Genomic DNA, 17,570 nt, shown 5'->3' on the forward strand with positions numbered 1-17,570 from the left:
CGCACGAGGAGGCATGGCCGCATGACACAGACGATCAAAACCTCCATCACCCATGAAGCGCACCCACAGGCCGGGCGCGTGCTCACGCCGGGGGCGCTGAGCTTTCTGGAGGAACTGCACACCCGCTTCGGCGCCCGCCGCCACGAGTTGCTGGCCGCACGGCAGGAGTGCCAGCGGCGGCTCGACGCGGGCGAGCTGCCTGACTTCCTGCCGGAGACGGCCCACATCCGCGCGGGTGATTGGACGATCAGCCCGCTCCCTGCCGACCTTCAGGACCGCCGGGTGGAGATCACCGGGCCGGTGGACCGCAAGATGGTCGTCAACGCGCTAAACAGCGGCGCCCGCATGTTCATGGCCGACTTCGAGGACGCGAGCAGCCCCACCTGGGCCAACGGGCTGGAGGGTCAGGTCAACCTGATGGACGCGGTGCGCCGCACCATCTCGCTGGACTCGGGCGGCAAGAGCTACCGCCTGCAAGAGACGACCGCCACCCTGCTGGTGCGCCCGCGTGGGCTGCATCTGGAGGAAAAGCACGCCACGCTGAAGGGCCAGCCCCTCTCCGGCTCGCTGTTCGACTTCGGGCTGTACGCCTACCACAACCTGCACGAGCGGCAGCGGCAGGGCGTGGGCACCTACTTCTACATTCCTAAGCTGGAGTCGCACCTTGAGGCGCGGTGGTGGAATGACGTGTTCACCTTCACCGAGGACACCCTGGGGGCGCCGCGCGGTACCATCCGCGCCACCGTCCTGATCGAGACGATCCTGGCCGCTTTTGAGATGGACGAGATCCTGTACGAGCTGCGCGAGCACTCGGCGGGCCTGAACTGCGGGCGCTGGGACTACATCTTCTCGTACATCAAGAAGTTTCGCGCCCATGAGGGCCGCATCCTGCCCGACCGCGCCCAGGTCACCATGAGCACACCGATGATGCGGAACTACTCCCGCCTCGCCATCCGCACCTGCCACCGCCGGGGTGCTCCGGCCATCGGGGGCATGAGCGCTTTCATCCCGGTCAAGGGCGACCCGGAAGCCAACGACCGCGCCTTCGCCCAAGTTCGCGCCGACAAGGAACGCGAGGCGGGCGACGGCCACGACGGCACCTGGGTCGCGCACCCCGGCATGGTGGCGCTCGCGACCGAGGTCTTCGACCGCCTGATGCCGGGGCCGAACCAGATCGACTCGGGCAAGCAGATGGACTTCACGGTCACCCCCAAGGACCTGCTGACCCCCCCGGAAGGCACCATTACCGCAGCGGGCGTGAACCTCAACGTGGACGTGAGCCTCCAGTACATCGCCGCTTGGCTGGACGGTCGGGGTGCGGTGCCCATCCACAACCTGATGGAGGACGCCGCCACCGCCGAGATTTCCCGCGCCCAGCTCTGGCAGTGGGCGCACCACGGCCAGCGCACGGAAGACGGCACGCCCATCACGCCGGAGGGCCTGACCCGCCTAATCGCCGCCCACCGGGAGCGCCTCGGCCGCGAGCAGCCGGAGCGGGAGGCCCGCTTCGGGGAGGCCGCCGAGCTGCTCACCGCCCTCGTCACCGCCGACACCTTCGAGGAGTTCCTGACCCTGCCGGGCTACCAGCGCCTCCAGTAAGCCGTCCGCTTTCAGCCATCAGCCACCGCGCCCCACCGGGCGAGGGCCGCCTCTCATACCCCAAGGAGATCACCATGACCCCCACCCCCCGCACGCACGCCGAGATTCTGGAAAAGACCTGGAAGACCGAGGAACGCTGGCAGGGCATCCGGCGCAACTACTCCGCCGACGACGTGGTGCGGCTGCGCGGCTCGCTGCCGATCGAGTACACGCTGGCGCGGCACGGCGCCCAGAAGCTGTGGCGGCTGATGAAGGAAGAACCCTTCGTGAACGCGCTCGGGGCGCTGACCGGCAACCAGGCGATGCAGCAGGTCAAGGCGGGCCTCAAGGCCATCTACCTCTCGGGCTGGCAGGTCGCCGCCGACGCGAACAACGCCGGGCAGATGTACCCCGACCAGAGCCTCTACCCCGCCTCCAGCGTGCCCGACGTGGTGCGGCGCATCAACAACACCCTGCGCCGCGCCGACCAGATTCAGCACGCCGAGGGCAGCGGCGACGTGGACTACTTCGCGCCCATCGTGGCCGACGCGGAGGCCGGCTTCGGCGGTCCCCTGAATGCCTTTGAGCTGATGAAGGCGATGATCGAGGCGGGGGCGGCGGGCGTGCACTTCGAGGACCAGCTCGCCTCCGAGAAGAAGTGCGGCCACCTGGGGGGCAAGGTGCTCGTCCCCACGTCGCAGTTCATCCGCACGCTCAACGCCGCCCGCCTCGCCGCCGATGTGTGCGGGGTGCCCACGGTCCTGATCGCCCGCACCGACGCGGACGCGGCCAACCTGCTCACCAGCGACGTGGACGAGAATGACCGGCCCTTCACGACGGGCGAGCGCACCCCCGAGGGCTTCTACTACGTCAAGCCCGGCATCGAGCAGGCGATCAGCCGCGCCCTGGCCTACGCCCCCTACGCCGACGTGATCTGGTGCGAGACCTCGGTGCCCAACCTGGAAGACGCCCGGCGCTTTGCCGAAGCCGTTCACGCCCAGTTTCCCGGCAAGCTGCTCGCCTACAACTGCTCGCCCAGCTTCAACTGGCGCAAAAACCTCGACGACGAGACCATCGCCCGCTTTCAGGTCGAGTTGGGCAAGATGGGATACAAGTTCCAGTTCATCACCCTGGCGGGCTTCCACGCGCTGAACATGGGCATGTTCGACCTCGCCTACGGGTACGCCCGGCGGCAGATGAGCGCCTTCGTGGAATTGCAGGAGCGCGAGTTCGCCGCCCAGGAACGGGGCTTCACGGCCGTCAAGCACCAGCGCGAGGTGGGCACCGGGTACTTCGACCTCGTGGCGACGGCGGCCGGCGGCGGCCAGAGCAGCACGACGGCGCTGGCGGGGAGCACGGAGGCCGAGCAGTTCGTGGGGGCGCACGACTGATCCAGAGCCGGAGAGGGGACCTTATGACAGCCGCGCGGGGGAGAGCCAGCAGGGTTTTCCCCCGCGAGATTGGGTATACGCTGAGGCATGTTCGCTCTTCTCGCCGACGGTCCCCAGCCGCCCAACCCCGCGTTGGTTCGGTCGGTCGAGGTCGCCTTTCCGGGCGGACGGGTGGTGCGCGTTCCGGGTCCCGAGCCGATGGCCGACTTTCCGGCCAGTCCCGCCCAGACCCTGCTCTCCCCCCGGGGGGACGCGGCGGCGGCGCGCTTTTGCTGGGACCTTCCCAAGTACGGCTCGTGTCAGGTGCGGCTGGTGCGGCCCAGCGGCGCGGTGCAGGTGCTGAAGAACAGCAATGTGCGGCGGCTGCTGTGGACCCCGGACGGCCAGTACCTGATCGGGGCCGGGGTCAACACGGTGCGGCTGTGGAATCTGGTCGGCCGGGTGCGAACGGCGGTACCGACACCCGGTGAGGTTTACCCCCAACCCTTCCGGCGTCTGTCGCGGATTGCCGGGCTGAGCCTGTGGGGCCGCGACCTGTGCGTGCAAACAGAAGATCAGTGGTTCACCCCGACGGGGCAACAGGCGGGCCGCAGCATATCGGCCACCCGCTATACCCTCCCGACCCTGCGTTCACTGCAGGTGCTCTCGTTTGTGGCCGCAGAGGGACAGCAAGCCCCGTGTGCCCTCCCTGTCACCGAGCCGTGAAGGTGGCAAAACAAAAAAGGCGGATGACTCCGCCCCTTTGCCGTTCAACGGCTTTTACTCCGCCCCCACCTCGTGCCCGTCGTCCCTGTCCTCCAGCCGGAAGCCGTGCGGCAGGAAGTCGCGGACCAGCCCGCTCACCACTTCGCCGTGGTGGTTGACGCAGACCACCTGTGCGTCGGGCGCGAACTCGAAGAGAATCTGACGGCAGGCTCCGCAGGGACTCGCGGGCGGGCTGGCCTCGGAATAGACCACGAGGTCGGTGAAGGTGCGCCCTCCCGCCGTCGCCATCGCCTGCACCGCCGACTGCTCGGCGCAGCGGGCCAGGCCGTAGGAGGCGTTTTCCACGTTGGCGCCGAAAAAGACCCGGCCGTCGGGGGTCCGCAGGGCGGCACCTACCCGGAACCTGCTGTAGGGGGCGTAGGCCTGCCGGAACGCGGCTTTCGCTCCCTCCAGCAGTTGGGAATCGGCGGTGACGGGCTCAGGCGTCACGGGCGGGCTCCTCGTAGGTCTCGAAGACCATCGTCTCGGGGGCACGTTCCACGTGGACGCGGGTCACGCGGCGCTGATCGGCCTCTTCGACCGTGAAGACCCAGCCGCCATGGACGAAATGCTGTCCGGGTTCCGGGATATCGCCGAAATGGTTGGTCATGAACCCCGACAGGGTATCGTACTCGCCGTCACCGTCCTCCAGATTGGTGCCCAGGCGCTCTTCGACCTCGCCCACTGTCAGGCTGGCGTCCATCAGGTAGCGGCCCTCGCCCAGCACCTCGATCAAGGGCAGTTCCTCCTCGTCGGTCTCGTCGTAGATCTCGCCCACGATCTCTTCGAGGGCGTCTTCCAACGTGACCAGGCCCGAGGTGCCGCCGAACTCGTCCACCACGATGCTGAGGTGCGACTTCTTTTCCCGCATCTTGGTGAGCAGGTCCTTGATCTTCATGCCTTCGGGCACGAAGAAGACGGGGCGCATCACGTCGGCGATCCGCACGGTGTCGAGTTCGTGCAGGTGCGCGAGCAGGTCGCCCGTATGCACGATGCCCACGATGTTGTCGGCGGTGTCCTGATACACCGGGACCCGCGAGTACCCGTGAATCGCGTTGAGGTCCAGCAGGTGCCGCAGCGGGCTGGACCCGTCCACGACCACCATGTCGATGCGCGGGGTCATGATCTCGCGCACGGTGGTGTCCGAGAGGTCGAAGACGTTGTAGACGAGTTCCTTCTCGTCGTCCTCCAGCACGCCTTCCTGGCTCGACGCGCCCACGATCATGCGGATTTCCTCTTCCGAGTAGGCCGCGTGGTGTCCGGCGACGCCGCGCAGCCCAAAGAGGCGCACCACGCCGTTGCCCATCGCGTTCAGGCCCACGATGGCCCACTTGAACACCGCCGTGAAGATCAGCAGCGGCCGGGTGACCAGCAGCGACACCTGCTCGGAGCGTTGCAGCGCCCACGACTTTGGCGCGAGTTCCCCGAAGACGATGTGCAGGATGGTGCTGATCGCAAACGCGAGGCCGAAGGAAATCGCGGTGATCTGGCCCTCGCTGAGCCCGGTGTCCCCCAGCAGCGGGTGAATCAGGTGCTCGATGGCAGGTTCGGCGACAAAGCCGATGGCGAGGCTCGCCATGGTGATGCCGAGCTGGGTCGCGGCGATGTACAGGTCGAGGTTTTGCAGCGCCCGCTGGGTGGCCTTGGCGGTGCTGTTGCCCTCGTCTGCGAGCTGGTCGATCCGGGTGCGCCGCACGCTGACGAGGGCGAACTCGGTCGCCACGAAAAAGCCGTTCATCAACACGAGCACGACGAGGGCGAGGATTCCGAGCAGATCATTCATGGGTGGGCGCACTCCATTTGCGCCTCGGCACGCCGCATGGCACATGCTGCCCGCCCGCCCACGCCGGAAGGGCGTGAGCGGCACGTCGGTTGCCGGTCGGGGGACCACAGTAAAAATGCCGCCCGCAGGCGGTCTTCACCGGGCGTCAGGGCAGAGCCAGAACTGGGAGGCTCCATAACTCTAGGCAGTCTACCACAGACCCGGCCCAGCCTCCGCGCAAGTCTCGTGCCCAGGGGATGCTCAGGGCCGCGCCCGCCGCCCACTACCCCGTCAAGAGTCGCAGCAGGGGCGGCCCCAGCACGGCCAATCCGACCCCCAGCGCCCCCAGGCTGGCGACCAGCACGGCCCCCGCCGCCGCGTCTTTCGCCACCTTTGCCAGCGGATGCCACTCGGGCGAGGCGAGGTCCACCACCGCCTCCAGTGCCGTATTCAGCAGCTCCACGCTCAGGACCAGCCCGCAGGCCAGCAGAATGGGGGAGAGCGGCACGCCCAGCCCCAGCGCCAACCCCAGCGCCAGCACGCCCGCCCAGACCTCGATGCGGAAGTTGGCCTGCGTGCGGTAGACGTGCCGCACCCCGGCCCACGCAAAGCCCGCCGAGCGCCACCAGCGGCTGGGGCTGAGAGCCGAGCCGTCCGACCTCACGTCAGGCTTCAGGCGACGGAGCCTCGGGCGGCAGCGCCTCGCGGGCGGCGGCCCAGGCGTCGTGGAAGACCTGCCACTCCTCGCCAGTCGCCCCTTCCTCGAAGCCCAGGCCCTCGGCGTGGGGGTGGTCATGGCCGACGAGGTGGGTCAGGCCGTGGCTGGCGAGCAGGGCGACCTCCCGCGTCAGGCTGTGCCCCCGCGCCTGCGCCTGCCGTCCCGCCGTGTCCAGGCTGATGATGATGTCCCCCAGGTGCGGCGGCATGAAGGGGTCGCCGGGTTCCCAGGTCGGAAAGCTCAGCACGTCGGTGGGCGCGTCCTCGCCCCAGTGCTCGCGCTTGAGCTGACGGATGGTCCGGTCCCCGACCAGCACGACCGTCACCTCGCGGTCCTCCACCCCGAAGTGCCGCATCGCCGCCCCCAGCGCAGAACGCAGGGCGGGGCGCAGGCCGGGCGGCGGGGTCTTGCGGGCGACGAGGTCGATCACGGGTCAAGGATAGGGCAGACGGACGGCGGGCCACGGCTGGCTGCGGGCCAGAGGAAAACCTCCAGCGTGGCTCTGGAGGTCTGGATTCATGGGCGGGTGGCCGTCAGGGTGTGTCGGGCACGGCGGCTGGCGGACTCGGCGCGGTCCCCTGGTCCGACTTTAACCGCACCGGCCACCACGAGCGCGGCCCCAGGTCGTAGGCCAGCGCGGGCACCAGCACCGTGCGGACCAGGAAGGTGTCCAGCAGCACCCCGAAGGCCACGATAAAGGCGAGTTGCAGCAGGAACAGGATCGGGATGACGGCCAGTGCTGCAAAGGTCGCCGCCAGCACCAGCCCCGCCGACGTGATGACGCCCCCGGTCACCGCCAGCCCCCGCAGGATGCCGGGCCGGGTGCCGTGGTGCAGGGCTTCCTCGCGCACGCGGGTCATTAAAAAGATGTTGTAGTCGATCCCCAGCGCCACCAGAAACACGAAGCCGTAGAGCGGTACCGAGGGGTCGGCCCCCGGCAGGTCCAGCACGCCGTTGAAGACCAGGGCCGATACCCCCAGCGCCGTGGCGAAGGACAGCACGGTGGTCGCCATCAGCAGCGCGGGCATCAGCACGCTGCGCAGCAGCGCCACCAGAATCACGAAGATCACCGCCAGGATCAGCGGGATGATCAGATTGCGGTCGCGGATGGACGTGTCGGTCGTGTCGATGGCGACGGCGGTGCTCCCTCCGATCAGCGCCTCGCCCGAGAGCCGCTCCCGCAGCGCCCGCACGGTGGCCTCGGCCCCTGGGCTGTCGGCGGGGTCGTCCAGAGTGGCCTGAAGCAGCACCTCGCCGCCCCTCACCGTCGGCGCCGGGGCCGGGGTGCCGGGAGGTCCGAATGCCTGGATGCCGTCCCCCGTCACCGGGGCCGACCCCGAGGGCGAGTCCTCGCTCAGCACCGTCACCGACGCCACGCCGTCTTCGGCGAGCAAGGTCGTGGCGACCTCCTCCAGACGCTCCTGACTGGTCAGGACATAGGCCGGGTTCCCGGAGCCGCCGGGGAAGTGCTCGGCCAGCGCCCGCTGCCCGTCGCGGGCGTCGGACGTGCCCAGCACGAGTTCGCTCTGGGCCACCCCGTCGGCCCGCAGGCCCGGCGCGAAGGCGGCGCCCAGCGCCAGCAGCGCCGTCGCCCCGATCCAGGCGGCGCGGGGGCGGCGGGCGATCCAGCGGCCGATGCGGGCGTAGACCCCCGCCGAGGTCTGCGCCTCGTCGGTGCGCGAGGGGTCGTAGACCGGGCGCTGCGGCCAGTAGGCGCCCCGCCCCAGCACGTACAGCAGCGCGGGCAGCAGCGTCAGCGCGGCCAGCATGGAAAAGATGATGCCCACCGCCGCCACCGGCCCCAGCGACTGGTTGGACCCCAGGTCGCTGAGCAGCAGGCACAGCAGCCCGGCGATCACGGTGCCGCCCGACGCCAGCACCGGTTCCAGCGAACCCTTCAGCGCGGCCAGGGTCGCCCCGTACTTGTCCGCGTGGCGGCGCAGTTCCTCCGCGTACCGCGCCGTGTACAGCAGCGAGTAGTCGGTCGCCGCGCCGATCACCAGGATGAACAGGATGCCCTGCGTCTGCCCGGTCAGGGTAAAGACCCCCCATTTCGCCAGCCACCAGTTCACCAGCAGCGCCACGCACAGGGCAAAGAGGCTGGTCAGCAGCACGACCACCGGCAGCAGCACCGAGCGGTATACGGCGAGCAAAATCACCAGCACCGCCCCCAGCGCCACGAGGAGCAGCAGGCCGTCAATCCCGCCGAAGGCCGCCGTGAGGTCTCCGGTGAATCCGGCAGGTCCCGTCACGTGGGGGGTCACGCCCGCCGGCACCGCCTCCCGCAGCTCGCCGCGCACCTCTGCCACCACCTCCGCGATGTCCGAGTCGGCGTTGATGGGGAGGAAGGCCTGGGCCGCCAGCCCATCCTCGGAGGGAATCAGGGGGGAGACGCCCTCGACCGCCCCCAGCTCGCCCAGCGCGGCCACCGCCTCCCGCAGCGTGGCCAGGGCCTCGGCGGTCAGCGGCTCCTCGGCCGTGAAGACGGCGATCCCCGGAATGGTGCGGTCCCCCAGAAAGTCCGGCAGGCGGGCGGCGACCTGGGTCGCGTCCGCGCTGGTGGGCAGGAAGGTGGCCTGGTCGTTGGTGGATACCTCCTCCACCCGGCCGAAGTAGGGGCCGCCGATTCCGGCCGCGCCGAACCAGACCAGGATGAGGAGCAGCGGCACCAGCAGCCGCATGAACCGTGGTGGAGATGACGAAGCCATGAAGCCAGGGTAAACCCGCCGGGCCGCCACCCGTTACCGACGTGGCTTACACTCCGCGCTCTGTTCCTCCCACGGTGATGGCCCCGTACGCGCCCTCGCGCTGCACCCCCACCTCCTCCTCGATGGCGAGAATGATCCGGTTCACCCGGTTGGGCGTCTCCCCGAGGTCGCGGGCGAGGCTGCGGGCGGTGTAGCGGCCGGGCTCGGCCTGAAGCCGCAGCAGAACGCGCACGGCGAGCCGTTCGAGGCTCAGGCCACTGGAGCTGGCGGGCATGGGAAACCTCCTCTTGGCTGGGAAACGAAAACCCCGCTCCTAGTGGGCGGGGTCTGGGGAGGGGCGGCTCAGCGCGGGTCGCCCTCGTTCTCGGGGATGGAGGCGAACTCGCCCCGGCGGGCGGCGCGTTTGTCTTCCTCGGCGTCCTCGGCCTTCTCGTAGGCGCGGATAATCTGGCCGACCAGCGGGTGACGCACCACGTCCACGTCGGTGAACTCGTGCCACGCGATGCCCTCGATGCGGCTGAGCACGCGCTTGGCGACCGCCAGCCCGCTGGTCACGTGCCGGGGCAGGTCGATCTGGGTCACGTCGCCCGTCACCACGACCTTGGAGGAAAAGCCCATACGGGTCAGGAACATCTTCATCTGCTCGCCCGTGGTGTTCTGCGCCTCGTCCAGAATGACAAAGGCGTCGTTGAGGGTGCGCCCGCGCATAAAGGCCAGCGGCGCGACCTCGATCACCCCGCTCGTCAGGTACGACTCGAACTTCTCCTGATCGAGCATGTCGTACAGGGCATCGTACAGGGGCCGCAGGTAAGGGTCGATCTTGGCCTGAAGGTCACCGGGCAAGAAGCCCAGCCGCTCGCCCGCCTCGACCGCCGGGCGGGTCAGGATGATGCGCTTGACCTTCTTGGCTTTCAGGGCCTGCACCGCCATCGCCACCGCGAGGTAGGTCTTGCCGGTCCCCGCCGGGCCGACCCCGAAGGTGATGTCGGAGGCGTCAATCTTCTCGAGGTAGACCTTTTGCCCCGGCGTCTTGGCCTTGAGGCCGCGTGGCAGGCTCAGGCCTGAAACCTGCGTCTCGGCGGCCAGACTGCGGCCCTCGTCGCTGAGGCGGGCGCTGCGCAGCAGGCTCTCGGGGGTGAGTTCGCCGCCGCCCCTGACCAGATCGAGGGCGTCGCGGACCATGCGCTCGGCGGCCTGCACGACCTCGGGCGTTTCGCCCGTGATGGTCACCGTCTCGCCCCGCGCGATGATCTTGGCGGGGGTCAGCTCGCGCATCCGCCGCAGGTTGGCGTCGCCCGCTCCCAGCAGGGCGTAGGCCTCGCGCTGGTTTTCCAGGTGCAGGGTGGCGGTGGGGGCTCCCCCCTCGGGGGTGGGTTGACCGGGAGTACGTTCTGTCAAATCGGCTCCTGATGATGGGGTGTGCGGCCACGCGGCGCACTCTCCCCCCAGAGCAGGCTGGCGGGAGTGGGAAGGGAAATCGGCATTTCGGACGCCTCCATTCTCTGGCCCCGGTCCCCTGCCGGACGTGGGGGGAGGCACAATTGCTCGCGGCAAAGGCCCCAGAAGGCGAACGGTACACTGGGCCGCGTGACCCTCGGCGTCTCCGACCTTCCGCCCGACTCTGTCCCCGCTCGCCCCCGGCGGGCCTACCTGTACGCCGACCCCGCCGCGCACTCGCGCTCGCCCGCCATGCACCGGGCCGCGTTCGCCCACGCGGGGCTGACTGGCACGTACGAGGCGGTGCGGGTGCCCGCGCCCGAGCTGCCCGCCGCCCTGGCGCGGCTGCGCGAGCCCGGCGTGCTGGGGGCCAACCTCAGCCTGCCGCACAAGGAAGCGGCGCTGGCGCACCTCGACAGCCTGACCGAGGCGGCGCGGGCGGTGGGGGCGGTGAATACGGTGGTGAACCGGAAAGGGCGGCTCGCCGGAGAGAACACGGACGCGCCGGGGTTGCTCGCCGCGTTGGAAGAAGCAGGTGTCTCTCTGGGAGGCCTGGCCGTGGTCCTGGGGGCGGGCGGCGCGGCGCGGGCGGCAGTGTGGGCGCTGCGCTCGGTGGGGTATGACGTGAGGGTCGTCAACCGCACCCCGGCCCGCGCCGGGGCCTTGGTGCGTGATCTGGGCGGCACAATGCAGGTCACCGGAGACGTGCCCTGGGCCGACGCCACCCTGCTCGTCAATGCGTCGAGCGCCGGGCTTGATGCTCCCGACGAGACGCCGCTCCCCGGCTTCGATGTCTCCTCCCTGCACCCGGAGGCCCTCGTCTACGACATGGTCTACCAGCCGCGCGAGACCCGGCTGATGCGGGAGGCCCGCGCCGCCGGACTCCGCGCCGAGAATGGCCTGTCCATGCTCGCGCACCAGGCCCGGCTCGCCTTCCTCGCCTGGACCGGGGTGGACGTGCCCGTGTCCGTCTTCCGGGCGGCGGCGGGCGGCGAGGGGGGGCGTCCGTGACGGGCACCCGGCCGCTGGATCGCCGCTGGCCGCTGGCGGCGTTCACGCTGGTGCTGCTGCTGAGCGTGGTGGCGGCGGCCTTCCTGTACCGCTTCGTGCAGGAGCAGCAGCGGGCACGGTTCGAGCGGGAGGTCAATGCCCACGCGAGCCTCCTGCGTGACCGCCTCAACGAGTACGAGACGCTGCTGCGGGCCACCCGGTCTTTCTGGCTGGTGGAGGACGAGCCCGGACAGCCCGAGTACGGGACCTACGTGGACAGCCTGGACCTGCGGGGGCGCTTTCCGGGCGTGCTGGCGGTGGGCTTTACCCGCTGGCGCGAGGGGGCGGGCGGGCGGCCCCAGGCGGTGATCGAACGCATCGCGCCCGCCGACGCGGTCAACCGCGAGGCGCTGGGGTTCGACATGCTCACGGAGCCGTGCCGCCGCGCGGCGATCCTGCGCACGCAGCAGACCGGACGCAGCCAGATCAGTTGCCCGGTCAAGCTGGTCCAGCAGGGACCGGACGGCCAGCCTCTGGACGGCCTGGTGCTGTTTTTGCCGGTGGGGTCGGGCGAGCGCTTTCAGGGGGTGGTGTACCTCGCGCTCGACACGGTTTCGCTGCTGCGGGCCTTGCAACCCGAGGGAGCGCTGCCGGGCGTGGCCGTGGAAACCCGGCTGAATGGGGTGCGGCTGGGCGGCGAGCGGCTGGCCGTGCCCGCCGCTTTCGAGCGCACGGTGCGTCAGCAGCAGGTCGGCGGCGTCTGGAGCCAGACCCTGCGGGCTCCGGTGAGTTTCGGGCGCGACGCGGCGGCGATCGTGCCCGCCGTGGTGTTGCTCGCGGGAATGCTGGTGGCGGGCCTGACCCTCTACCTGATGGAAGCGCAGGTGCGGGCGCGGCGCCGGGCCGAGGACGCCCTGACCTCGCTGGCCCGCTCCAGGGCACAGCTTCAGCAGTCGCAGGCTGAGTTCGAGGCGATCTTCCACGCGATTCTGGATTCGGCGGTCTTCACCGACGGGGAGGGCCGGGTGCTGCGGGTCAACCGGGCGCTGGAAGAGCAGTTCGGCTACGCCCCGGCCGAGTTGCGCGGCGAGGGCCTGGGCAAGCTGCACCTCGACCGCCGCCTGGAGGGCCGCGCCACCTTCGACCTGATCACCACGCCCTACCGCCGGGGGGACGGCAGCGTCTTTTCGGGCGAGGCGCAGCGCAGCGCCGTGGTGGGGCCGCACGGCGAGAGCCTGGGCTTTCTGGAGGTCATCCGCGACGTGACCGAGCGGGTGGAGGCCGAGCGGGCGCGGCAGGCCGAGGAGCGGCGCTCGCGGGCGATTCTCGACGCGATCCCGCACATGCTGTTCGTGAGCGACCCGGTCGGGGCCGTGACCTATGTCAACGCCCAGCACCGCGAGCGCCTGCACGGGGCCGCGCTCGAAGGCCAGATTCACCCCGAGGACCGCCCCGCCTACGCCCGCATGTGGGCGGAGGCCACCCGCGAGGGCATCCAGGCCGAGTGCGAGGTGCGGCTGCTGATGGGGAGCGGCGCGGAGGGCCGCTGGTTCGTGGTGCGCGTCGCGCCCATCCGGGGGGAAGGGGGCGAGGTGACGGAGTGGGTGGCCTCCGCGACCGATATCCACGACCGCCTGGAAGCCGAGCGCCGCGCCCAGCGCGATGAGGCCCGCTACCGGGGCGTGCTCGAAGGCGTGCCGCAGATCGTGTGGCTCAGCGACGCGGGCGGGCAGATCACCTACTTCAACCGCCGCTGGCCGGAGTACGTGGGCCGGGAACGGGCGACCGAGCCTTTTGCCAGCCTGCTGCACCCGGAAGACCGCGCCGAGTACCTGTTGCGCTGGCGCGAGGCGCTGCGGGCGCGGCGGCCCTTTGAAGCCGAGCACCGCCTGCTGGGGCAGGGGGGCCTTTACCGCACCTTCGTGACGCGGGCGCTGCCGCTGGGCGACGGGGGGGACAGCGAATGGGTGGGAACCAGCACCGACGTGGACGATCAGGTGTATGCCGAAGCCTCGGCGCGGCTGCTCGCCACGGTCTCCGAGCACCTCTCGGCGCGGGCGGACGATCCCCTCGCCTCGCGCTCGGAGAATTACCGCGCCGCCCTCGACCTGATCACCGGGCGGCTGGCCGAGAGCGCGGGGCTGTGGACCGCCGCGCCGGAGCTGCGGCTGCTGGCCGCCTCGCGCCTGACGCCGGGGCAGATCAGCGCCGAGATTCGCAGGGCCATCGGGGAAGCGCTGGGGCGGGTCAGTGGGGCCGAGCGGCCCCTGCACCTCGACGCCGGGTCCACCCCGTTGCTGTACGAGGTAGGCGCGACGGGCGCGGTGTTCTACCCCTTGATCGGGCGCGACGGGGCGCCGCGCGGGGTGCTGGCCCTCACCTACCGTCAGCCGCCCAGCGACCGCGACCACGACCTCGCCGCCGAACTCGCCCAGCGCTTCGCCACCGCCCTCGACAACGACGCCCTGCGGCTGGAGGCCGAAGAGGCGCACGCCGACCTCCAGACCCTCAACCAGTCGCTCGAAGAGCGCGTGCAGCAGCGCACCCTGGAGTTGCAGGACGCCAACCGCGAACTGGAGGCCTTTTCCTACTCGGTCAGCCACGACCTGCGTACCCCGCTGCGGCACATCGTGGGCTTCGGCGACCTGCTGCGCAAGGACGCCTCGGCGTCGGGGGGCCTCTCGCCCAAGAGCGAGCGCTACCTCGGCGTGATCACCGACGCGGCGGGGCGCATGAGCCGGCTGATCGACGACCTGCTGGAGTTCTCGCGGATGGGCCGCCAGGAACTGCGCCGGGGACCGGTGGACCTCGGCGCGGTCGTGCGCGAGGCCTGGAAGGACCTCGAGCCCGACCGGGCGGGCCGCGACGTGGTCTTCGAGGTGGGCGAGCTGCCCACCGTGCAGGGGGACGCCGCGCTGCTGGGGCAGGTCTTTGCCAACCTGCTGTCCAACGCGCTGAAGTACTCGCGCACGCGGGGGCAGGCCCGCATCACCGTGAGCGGGGTGCAGGGCGGCGGGGAGGTCACCGTGACCGTGCGCGACAACGGCGTGGGCTTCGATCCCCGCTTCGCGGATAAACTGTTCGGCGTGTTTCAACGTCTGCACCGCGCCGAGGAATTCGAGGGCACCGGGATCGGGCTGGCAAACGTCCGGCGCATCGTGACCCGCCACGGGGGCCGTGTCCGGGCCGAGTCGGTGCCCGGCGAGGGGGCCGCCTTCCACGTCACCCTGCCGCTGCGGGGGCCGGACCCCGCGGAGGCCCAGCCGTGAGCGGCGAGCACGCCCTGCCGGAACCCGGCCAGCCCCTGCGCCTGCTGCACCTCGAGGACAACGAACTCGACCACGAACTCGTCGTCATGCACCTGAGCGACCTGCCCTGGCCGGTCGACGTGTTGCGGGTCGAGGACGAGGCGGGCTTCGTGGGCGCCCTGGACTCGCACGCCCCGCACCTCGTCCTGAGCGACTTCGCCCTGCCCGGTTACGACGGCCTGTCCGCCTTCCGCGCCGCGCACGCCCGCGCCCCCTTCCTGCCCTTCATCATTGTGACGGGCGCGATGGGCGAGGAAACGGCGGTCGACACCCTGCGCGAGGGCGTGACCGACTACATCCTCAAGCAGCGCCTCGAGCGCCTCGGCCCCAGCGTGCGCCGCGCCATCGCGGAGGCCGACGCCCGCGACCGCCGCGAGCGGGCCGAGCAGGAGGTGCGCGAACTCAACCTCTCGCTGCAAGCGCGGCTGGAGGAGGTCGAGCGGCTGCGGGCCATCGCCGAGGGGCAGCGCCAGCGCCTCGAAACCCAGGCCAAGCAGCTTGAGGAAGCGCTGAACCTCCAGAAGACCTTCCTGGCCGAGACCAGCCATGAGCTGCGCACGCCCCTGACTGCCCTGCTGGGCTACCTGCGCCGCGCCGAGCGCGAGGCGGGCGGCTCGCAGACCCTGCAAGACGCGCAGCGCGTCGCGGAGAACATGACCCGGCTGGTCAACGACCTGCTGCAACTCTCGCGCGGCGAACTCGTGCAGGGGATCGAGATGCATTTCGTGAACCTGGGCAACCTCGTGCGGCAGGTCGGGCGCGACTACGGGGTGCGGGCCGAGGCGCCCGACCTGGAGATCGTGGGCGATCCGGGGCGGCTCACCCAGGTCTTCGTGAACCTCGTGAGCAACGCGATCCGGGTCTGTGGCAGCCCCGACCTCGTGCATATGGAAGCGGAGCAGGGCCGGGGCGGCCAGGTCTGCGTGCGGGTGATTGACCACGGCCCCGGCATTCCCGACGCCGTCAAGCCGCGCATCTTCGACAAGTTCTACCGCGGCAAGGAGGCCGGATCGACGGGCCTCGGCCTCACCATCGCGCAGCAGGTCGTGAACTCGCACGGGGGCCGCATCGAGGTGGAAGACACGCCGGGCGGCGGCGCGACCTTCGTGGTCTGTTTGCCCCCGCCCGAGGAGGATGAGGACGACTTCCTGCCTCAGCCGGGGGGCGAGGCTGCGCTAGGCTAGGCCCATGAGCGACGTCAAGACCATGCAGGTGACCTGGCTGGGCGAGCAGCGTTACCTCGGCGTGAGCGCGAGCGGACACCAGCTTCTGATCGACAACAGCGCGACCAAAGTCGGCGTCTCGCCCATGGAGGCGCTGCTGGGAGCGCTGGCGACCTGCACCGCCTACGACATCGTGCAGGTGATGGGCAAGAAGCGCATCAAGCTCACGAGCTACCGCATTGAGGCCGAGGGCGAGCGGGCCGACGAGCATCCCCGGCGCTACACCCGCATCGTGGTGCGCCACATCGCCAGCGGCGAGGGCCTGACCCCCGAGGCGCTGGAACGGGCCGCGCACCTCAGCCACGAGAAATACTGCTCGGTCGCGGCGAGCCTGAATAGTGAGATCGTGGTGGAAACGCGGGTGGAGGCGGGCGAGACGGCCAGCGTATAAGCCAGGGGCAGGGGAAGGGGGAGGCGCCGATCACGCCTCCCCCTTGCGCTGTCGGGTGGGCTCACTCCCCCCAGACGCGCACTCCCGCCTCACGCAGCAGCCGGATGACCAGCCCCAGCGGAAAGCCCACCACGTTGGAGTAGTCCCCCTCGATCCGGGCGACGAGAGCCATCCCGATCCCCTGAATGCCGTAGCCCCCGGCCTTGTCCAGCCCCTCGCCCGTGACGGCGTAGTGGGTGACCTCGGCGTCCGTGAGGGCGCGAAAGGTCACGTCGGTGCGCTCCACACCGCCCCGTTCCACACTGCCGCGCTTGCCGTCCGGGGCAAAGACGCTGACCCCGGTGTAGACCTGATGGGTGCGGCCCGAGAGCCGCCGGACGAAGGCGCGGTTCTCGGCCTCGTCACGGGGCTTGGCGAGCAGTTCTCCTCCCAGCGCGACCACCGTGTCGGCCCCGATCACCACCGCGCCGGGGTGCGTCCGGGCCACCGCCGCCGCCTTCTGCCGGGCAAGACCCTCCGCGAGCCGGGCAGGGTCGCGTTCCTCGCTGGCCTCGTCCTCGCCGCTGACGACGACCCGGAAGGGGACGCCGAGGTTCGTCAGCAGTTCGCGGCGGCGCGGGCTGCCCGAGGCCAGAATGACTTCCGGGGCCTCAGTAGCCAGAGCCGTTCCCCCCGCCGCTGACCAGACCCACTCCGCCCGACGTGCCCAGGCGGGTCGCCCCGGCCTCGATCATCGCCCGTGCGTCGTCGGGGGTGCGGACGCCGCCCGCCGCCTTGATCTCGGCGCGGCCCGCGATGACCTCGGCCATCAGCCGCACGTCCTCCACGGTCGCGCCGCCCGTGCCGAAGCCGGTGCTCGTTTTTACGAAGTCTGCGCCGCCCGCGACGGCGGCCTCGGTCGCGCCGCGCTTCTGCTCCTCGTTCAGGTAACACGTCTCGATGATGACCTTGAGCACGCGGTCGGGAATCGCCTTGCGGACGGCCCGCACGTCCTCCTCCACGGTCTGCCAGTTCCCGGCGAGCGCCGCGCCGATGTGGATGACCATGTCCACCTCGTCGGCCCCAGCCTCGGCGCTGAGGCGGGCTTCCACGGCCTTCTGCCCCGGCAGGATGGCCCCCAGCGGAAAGCCGCAGACGGTGGCGACCTTCACGCCCGAGCCCTGGAGTTCGGCGGCGGCGAGGGGCACGTAGACAGGATTCACGCAGACGGCGGCGAAGTGGTGCTCGCGGGCCTCGGCGCACAGTATCCGGATGTCGTCCGGGGTCGCGGTGGCCTTGAGCAGCGTGTGGTCGATGTAGGGGGCGAGGTCCATGCCCCGC

At 70.5% G+C, this 17,570-nt stretch carries 16 protein-coding genes; 7 read left to right on the forward strand and 9 right to left on the reverse strand.

The features are described 5' to 3' along the window. The first annotated feature begins 21 nt into the window (after window positions 1–21). From aceB to F8S09_RS02115, 3 genes are all read left to right on the forward strand, one after another. Entirely contained in the window at window positions 22–1,599 is a 1,578-nt protein-coding gene (gene aceB, locus F8S09_RS02105) for a malate synthase A (protein ID WP_152868516.1), read from the forward strand. A 74-nt stretch (window positions 1,600–1,673) separates the two neighbouring features. Further along, window positions 1,674–2,969, forward strand: coding sequence for an isocitrate lyase (gene aceA / locus F8S09_RS02110; RefSeq protein WP_152868518.1), 1,296 nt, complete (start codon window positions 1,674–1,676; stop codon window positions 2,967–2,969). Window positions 2,970–3,056: 87 nt separating this feature from the next. Beyond that, window positions 3,057–3,674, forward strand: a complete 618-nt coding sequence (locus tag F8S09_RS02115; RefSeq protein WP_152868520.1) for a hypothetical protein — start codon at window positions 3,057–3,059, stop codon at window positions 3,672–3,674. Window positions 3,675–3,728: 54 nt separating this feature from the next. Here the strand turns inward: F8S09_RS02115 and cdd are convergent, their stop codons facing one another. The 7 genes from cdd to F8S09_RS02150 form a co-directional block, all read right to left on the reverse strand. After that, a complete protein-coding gene (gene cdd / locus F8S09_RS02120; RefSeq protein ID WP_322618441.1) occupies window positions 3,729–4,163 on the reverse strand; it encodes a cytidine deaminase in 435 nt (144 codons plus the stop codon). Then, window positions 4,153–5,496 (reverse strand): hemolysin family protein, encoded by a 1,344-nt coding sequence (locus F8S09_RS02125; protein WP_152868522.1) that lies wholly within the window; start codon window positions 5,494–5,496, stop codon window positions 4,153–4,155. The genes cdd and F8S09_RS02125 overlap by 11 nt, the downstream gene beginning before the upstream one ends. Window positions 5,497–5,758: 262 nt before the next feature. After that, a complete protein-coding gene (locus F8S09_RS02130) occupies window positions 5,759–6,139 on the reverse strand; it encodes a diacylglycerol kinase (RefSeq protein WP_194165246.1) in 381 nt (126 codons plus the stop codon). A gap of 1 nt (window position 6,140) precedes the next feature. Continuing rightward, the gene (gene ybeY, locus F8S09_RS02135; RefSeq protein WP_322618442.1) at window positions 6,141–6,623 is read right to left on the reverse strand and encodes an rRNA maturation RNase YbeY; all 483 of its coding nucleotides are present in this window, start codon (window positions 6,621–6,623) and stop codon (window positions 6,141–6,143) included. A 103-nt stretch (window positions 6,624–6,726) separates the two neighbouring features. After that, window positions 6,727–8,901, reverse strand: a complete 2,175-nt coding sequence (locus F8S09_RS02140; protein ID WP_152868527.1) for an MMPL family transporter — start codon at window positions 8,899–8,901, stop codon at window positions 6,727–6,729. 46 nt (window positions 8,902–8,947) lie between these two features. Then, window positions 8,948–9,175 (reverse strand): hypothetical protein, encoded by a 228-nt coding sequence (locus tag F8S09_RS02145; protein WP_152868529.1) that lies wholly within the window; start codon window positions 9,173–9,175, stop codon window positions 8,948–8,950. Window positions 9,176–9,243: 68 nt separating this feature from the next. Further along, entirely contained in the window at window positions 9,244–10,299 is a 1,056-nt protein-coding gene (locus F8S09_RS02150; protein ID WP_152868531.1) for a PhoH family protein, read from the reverse strand. Between the two features lie 189 nt (window positions 10,300–10,488). On the opposite strand from F8S09_RS02150, the gene aroE reads away from it, so the two are divergent. The 4 genes from aroE to F8S09_RS02170 are packed head-to-tail and all read left to right on the forward strand — an operon-like array spanning window position 10,489 to window position 16,250. Next, entirely contained in the window at window positions 10,489–11,349 is an 861-nt protein-coding gene (gene aroE / locus F8S09_RS02155) for a shikimate dehydrogenase (protein WP_322618443.1), read from the forward strand. After that, the gene (locus F8S09_RS02160) at window positions 11,346–14,597 is read left to right on the forward strand and encodes a PAS domain S-box protein (RefSeq protein WP_322618444.1); all 3,252 of its coding nucleotides are present in this window, start codon (window positions 11,346–11,348) and stop codon (window positions 14,595–14,597) included. The genes aroE and F8S09_RS02160 overlap by 4 nt, the downstream gene beginning before the upstream one ends. Then, complete coding sequence (locus F8S09_RS02165) at window positions 14,594–15,820, forward strand: hybrid sensor histidine kinase/response regulator (protein ID WP_322618445.1); 1,227 nt, start codon at window positions 14,594–14,596, stop codon at window positions 15,818–15,820. The genes F8S09_RS02160 and F8S09_RS02165 overlap by 4 nt, the downstream gene beginning before the upstream one ends. Window positions 15,821–15,824: 4 nt before the next feature. Beyond that, a complete protein-coding gene (locus tag F8S09_RS02170; RefSeq protein ID WP_152868533.1) occupies window positions 15,825–16,250 on the forward strand; it encodes an OsmC family protein in 426 nt (141 codons plus the stop codon). A 61-nt stretch (window positions 16,251–16,311) separates the two neighbouring features. Here the strand turns inward: F8S09_RS02170 and F8S09_RS02175 are convergent, their stop codons facing one another. After that, window positions 16,312–16,911 (reverse strand): Maf family nucleotide pyrophosphatase, encoded by a 600-nt coding sequence (locus F8S09_RS02175; RefSeq protein ID WP_152868535.1) that lies wholly within the window; start codon window positions 16,909–16,911, stop codon window positions 16,312–16,314. After that, window positions 16,901–17,563, reverse strand: a complete 663-nt coding sequence (deoC, locus tag F8S09_RS02180; protein ID WP_152868537.1) for a deoxyribose-phosphate aldolase — start codon at window positions 17,561–17,563, stop codon at window positions 16,901–16,903. Before deoC ends, F8S09_RS02175 begins: the two co-directional genes overlap by 11 nt. Window positions 17,564–17,570 lie beyond the last annotated feature (7 nt).

The sequence above is a fragment of the Deinococcus terrestris genome, from assembly GCF_009377345.1.
Taxonomy (GTDB): Bacteria; Deinococcota; Deinococci; order Deinococcales; family Deinococcaceae; genus Deinococcus; species Deinococcus terrestris.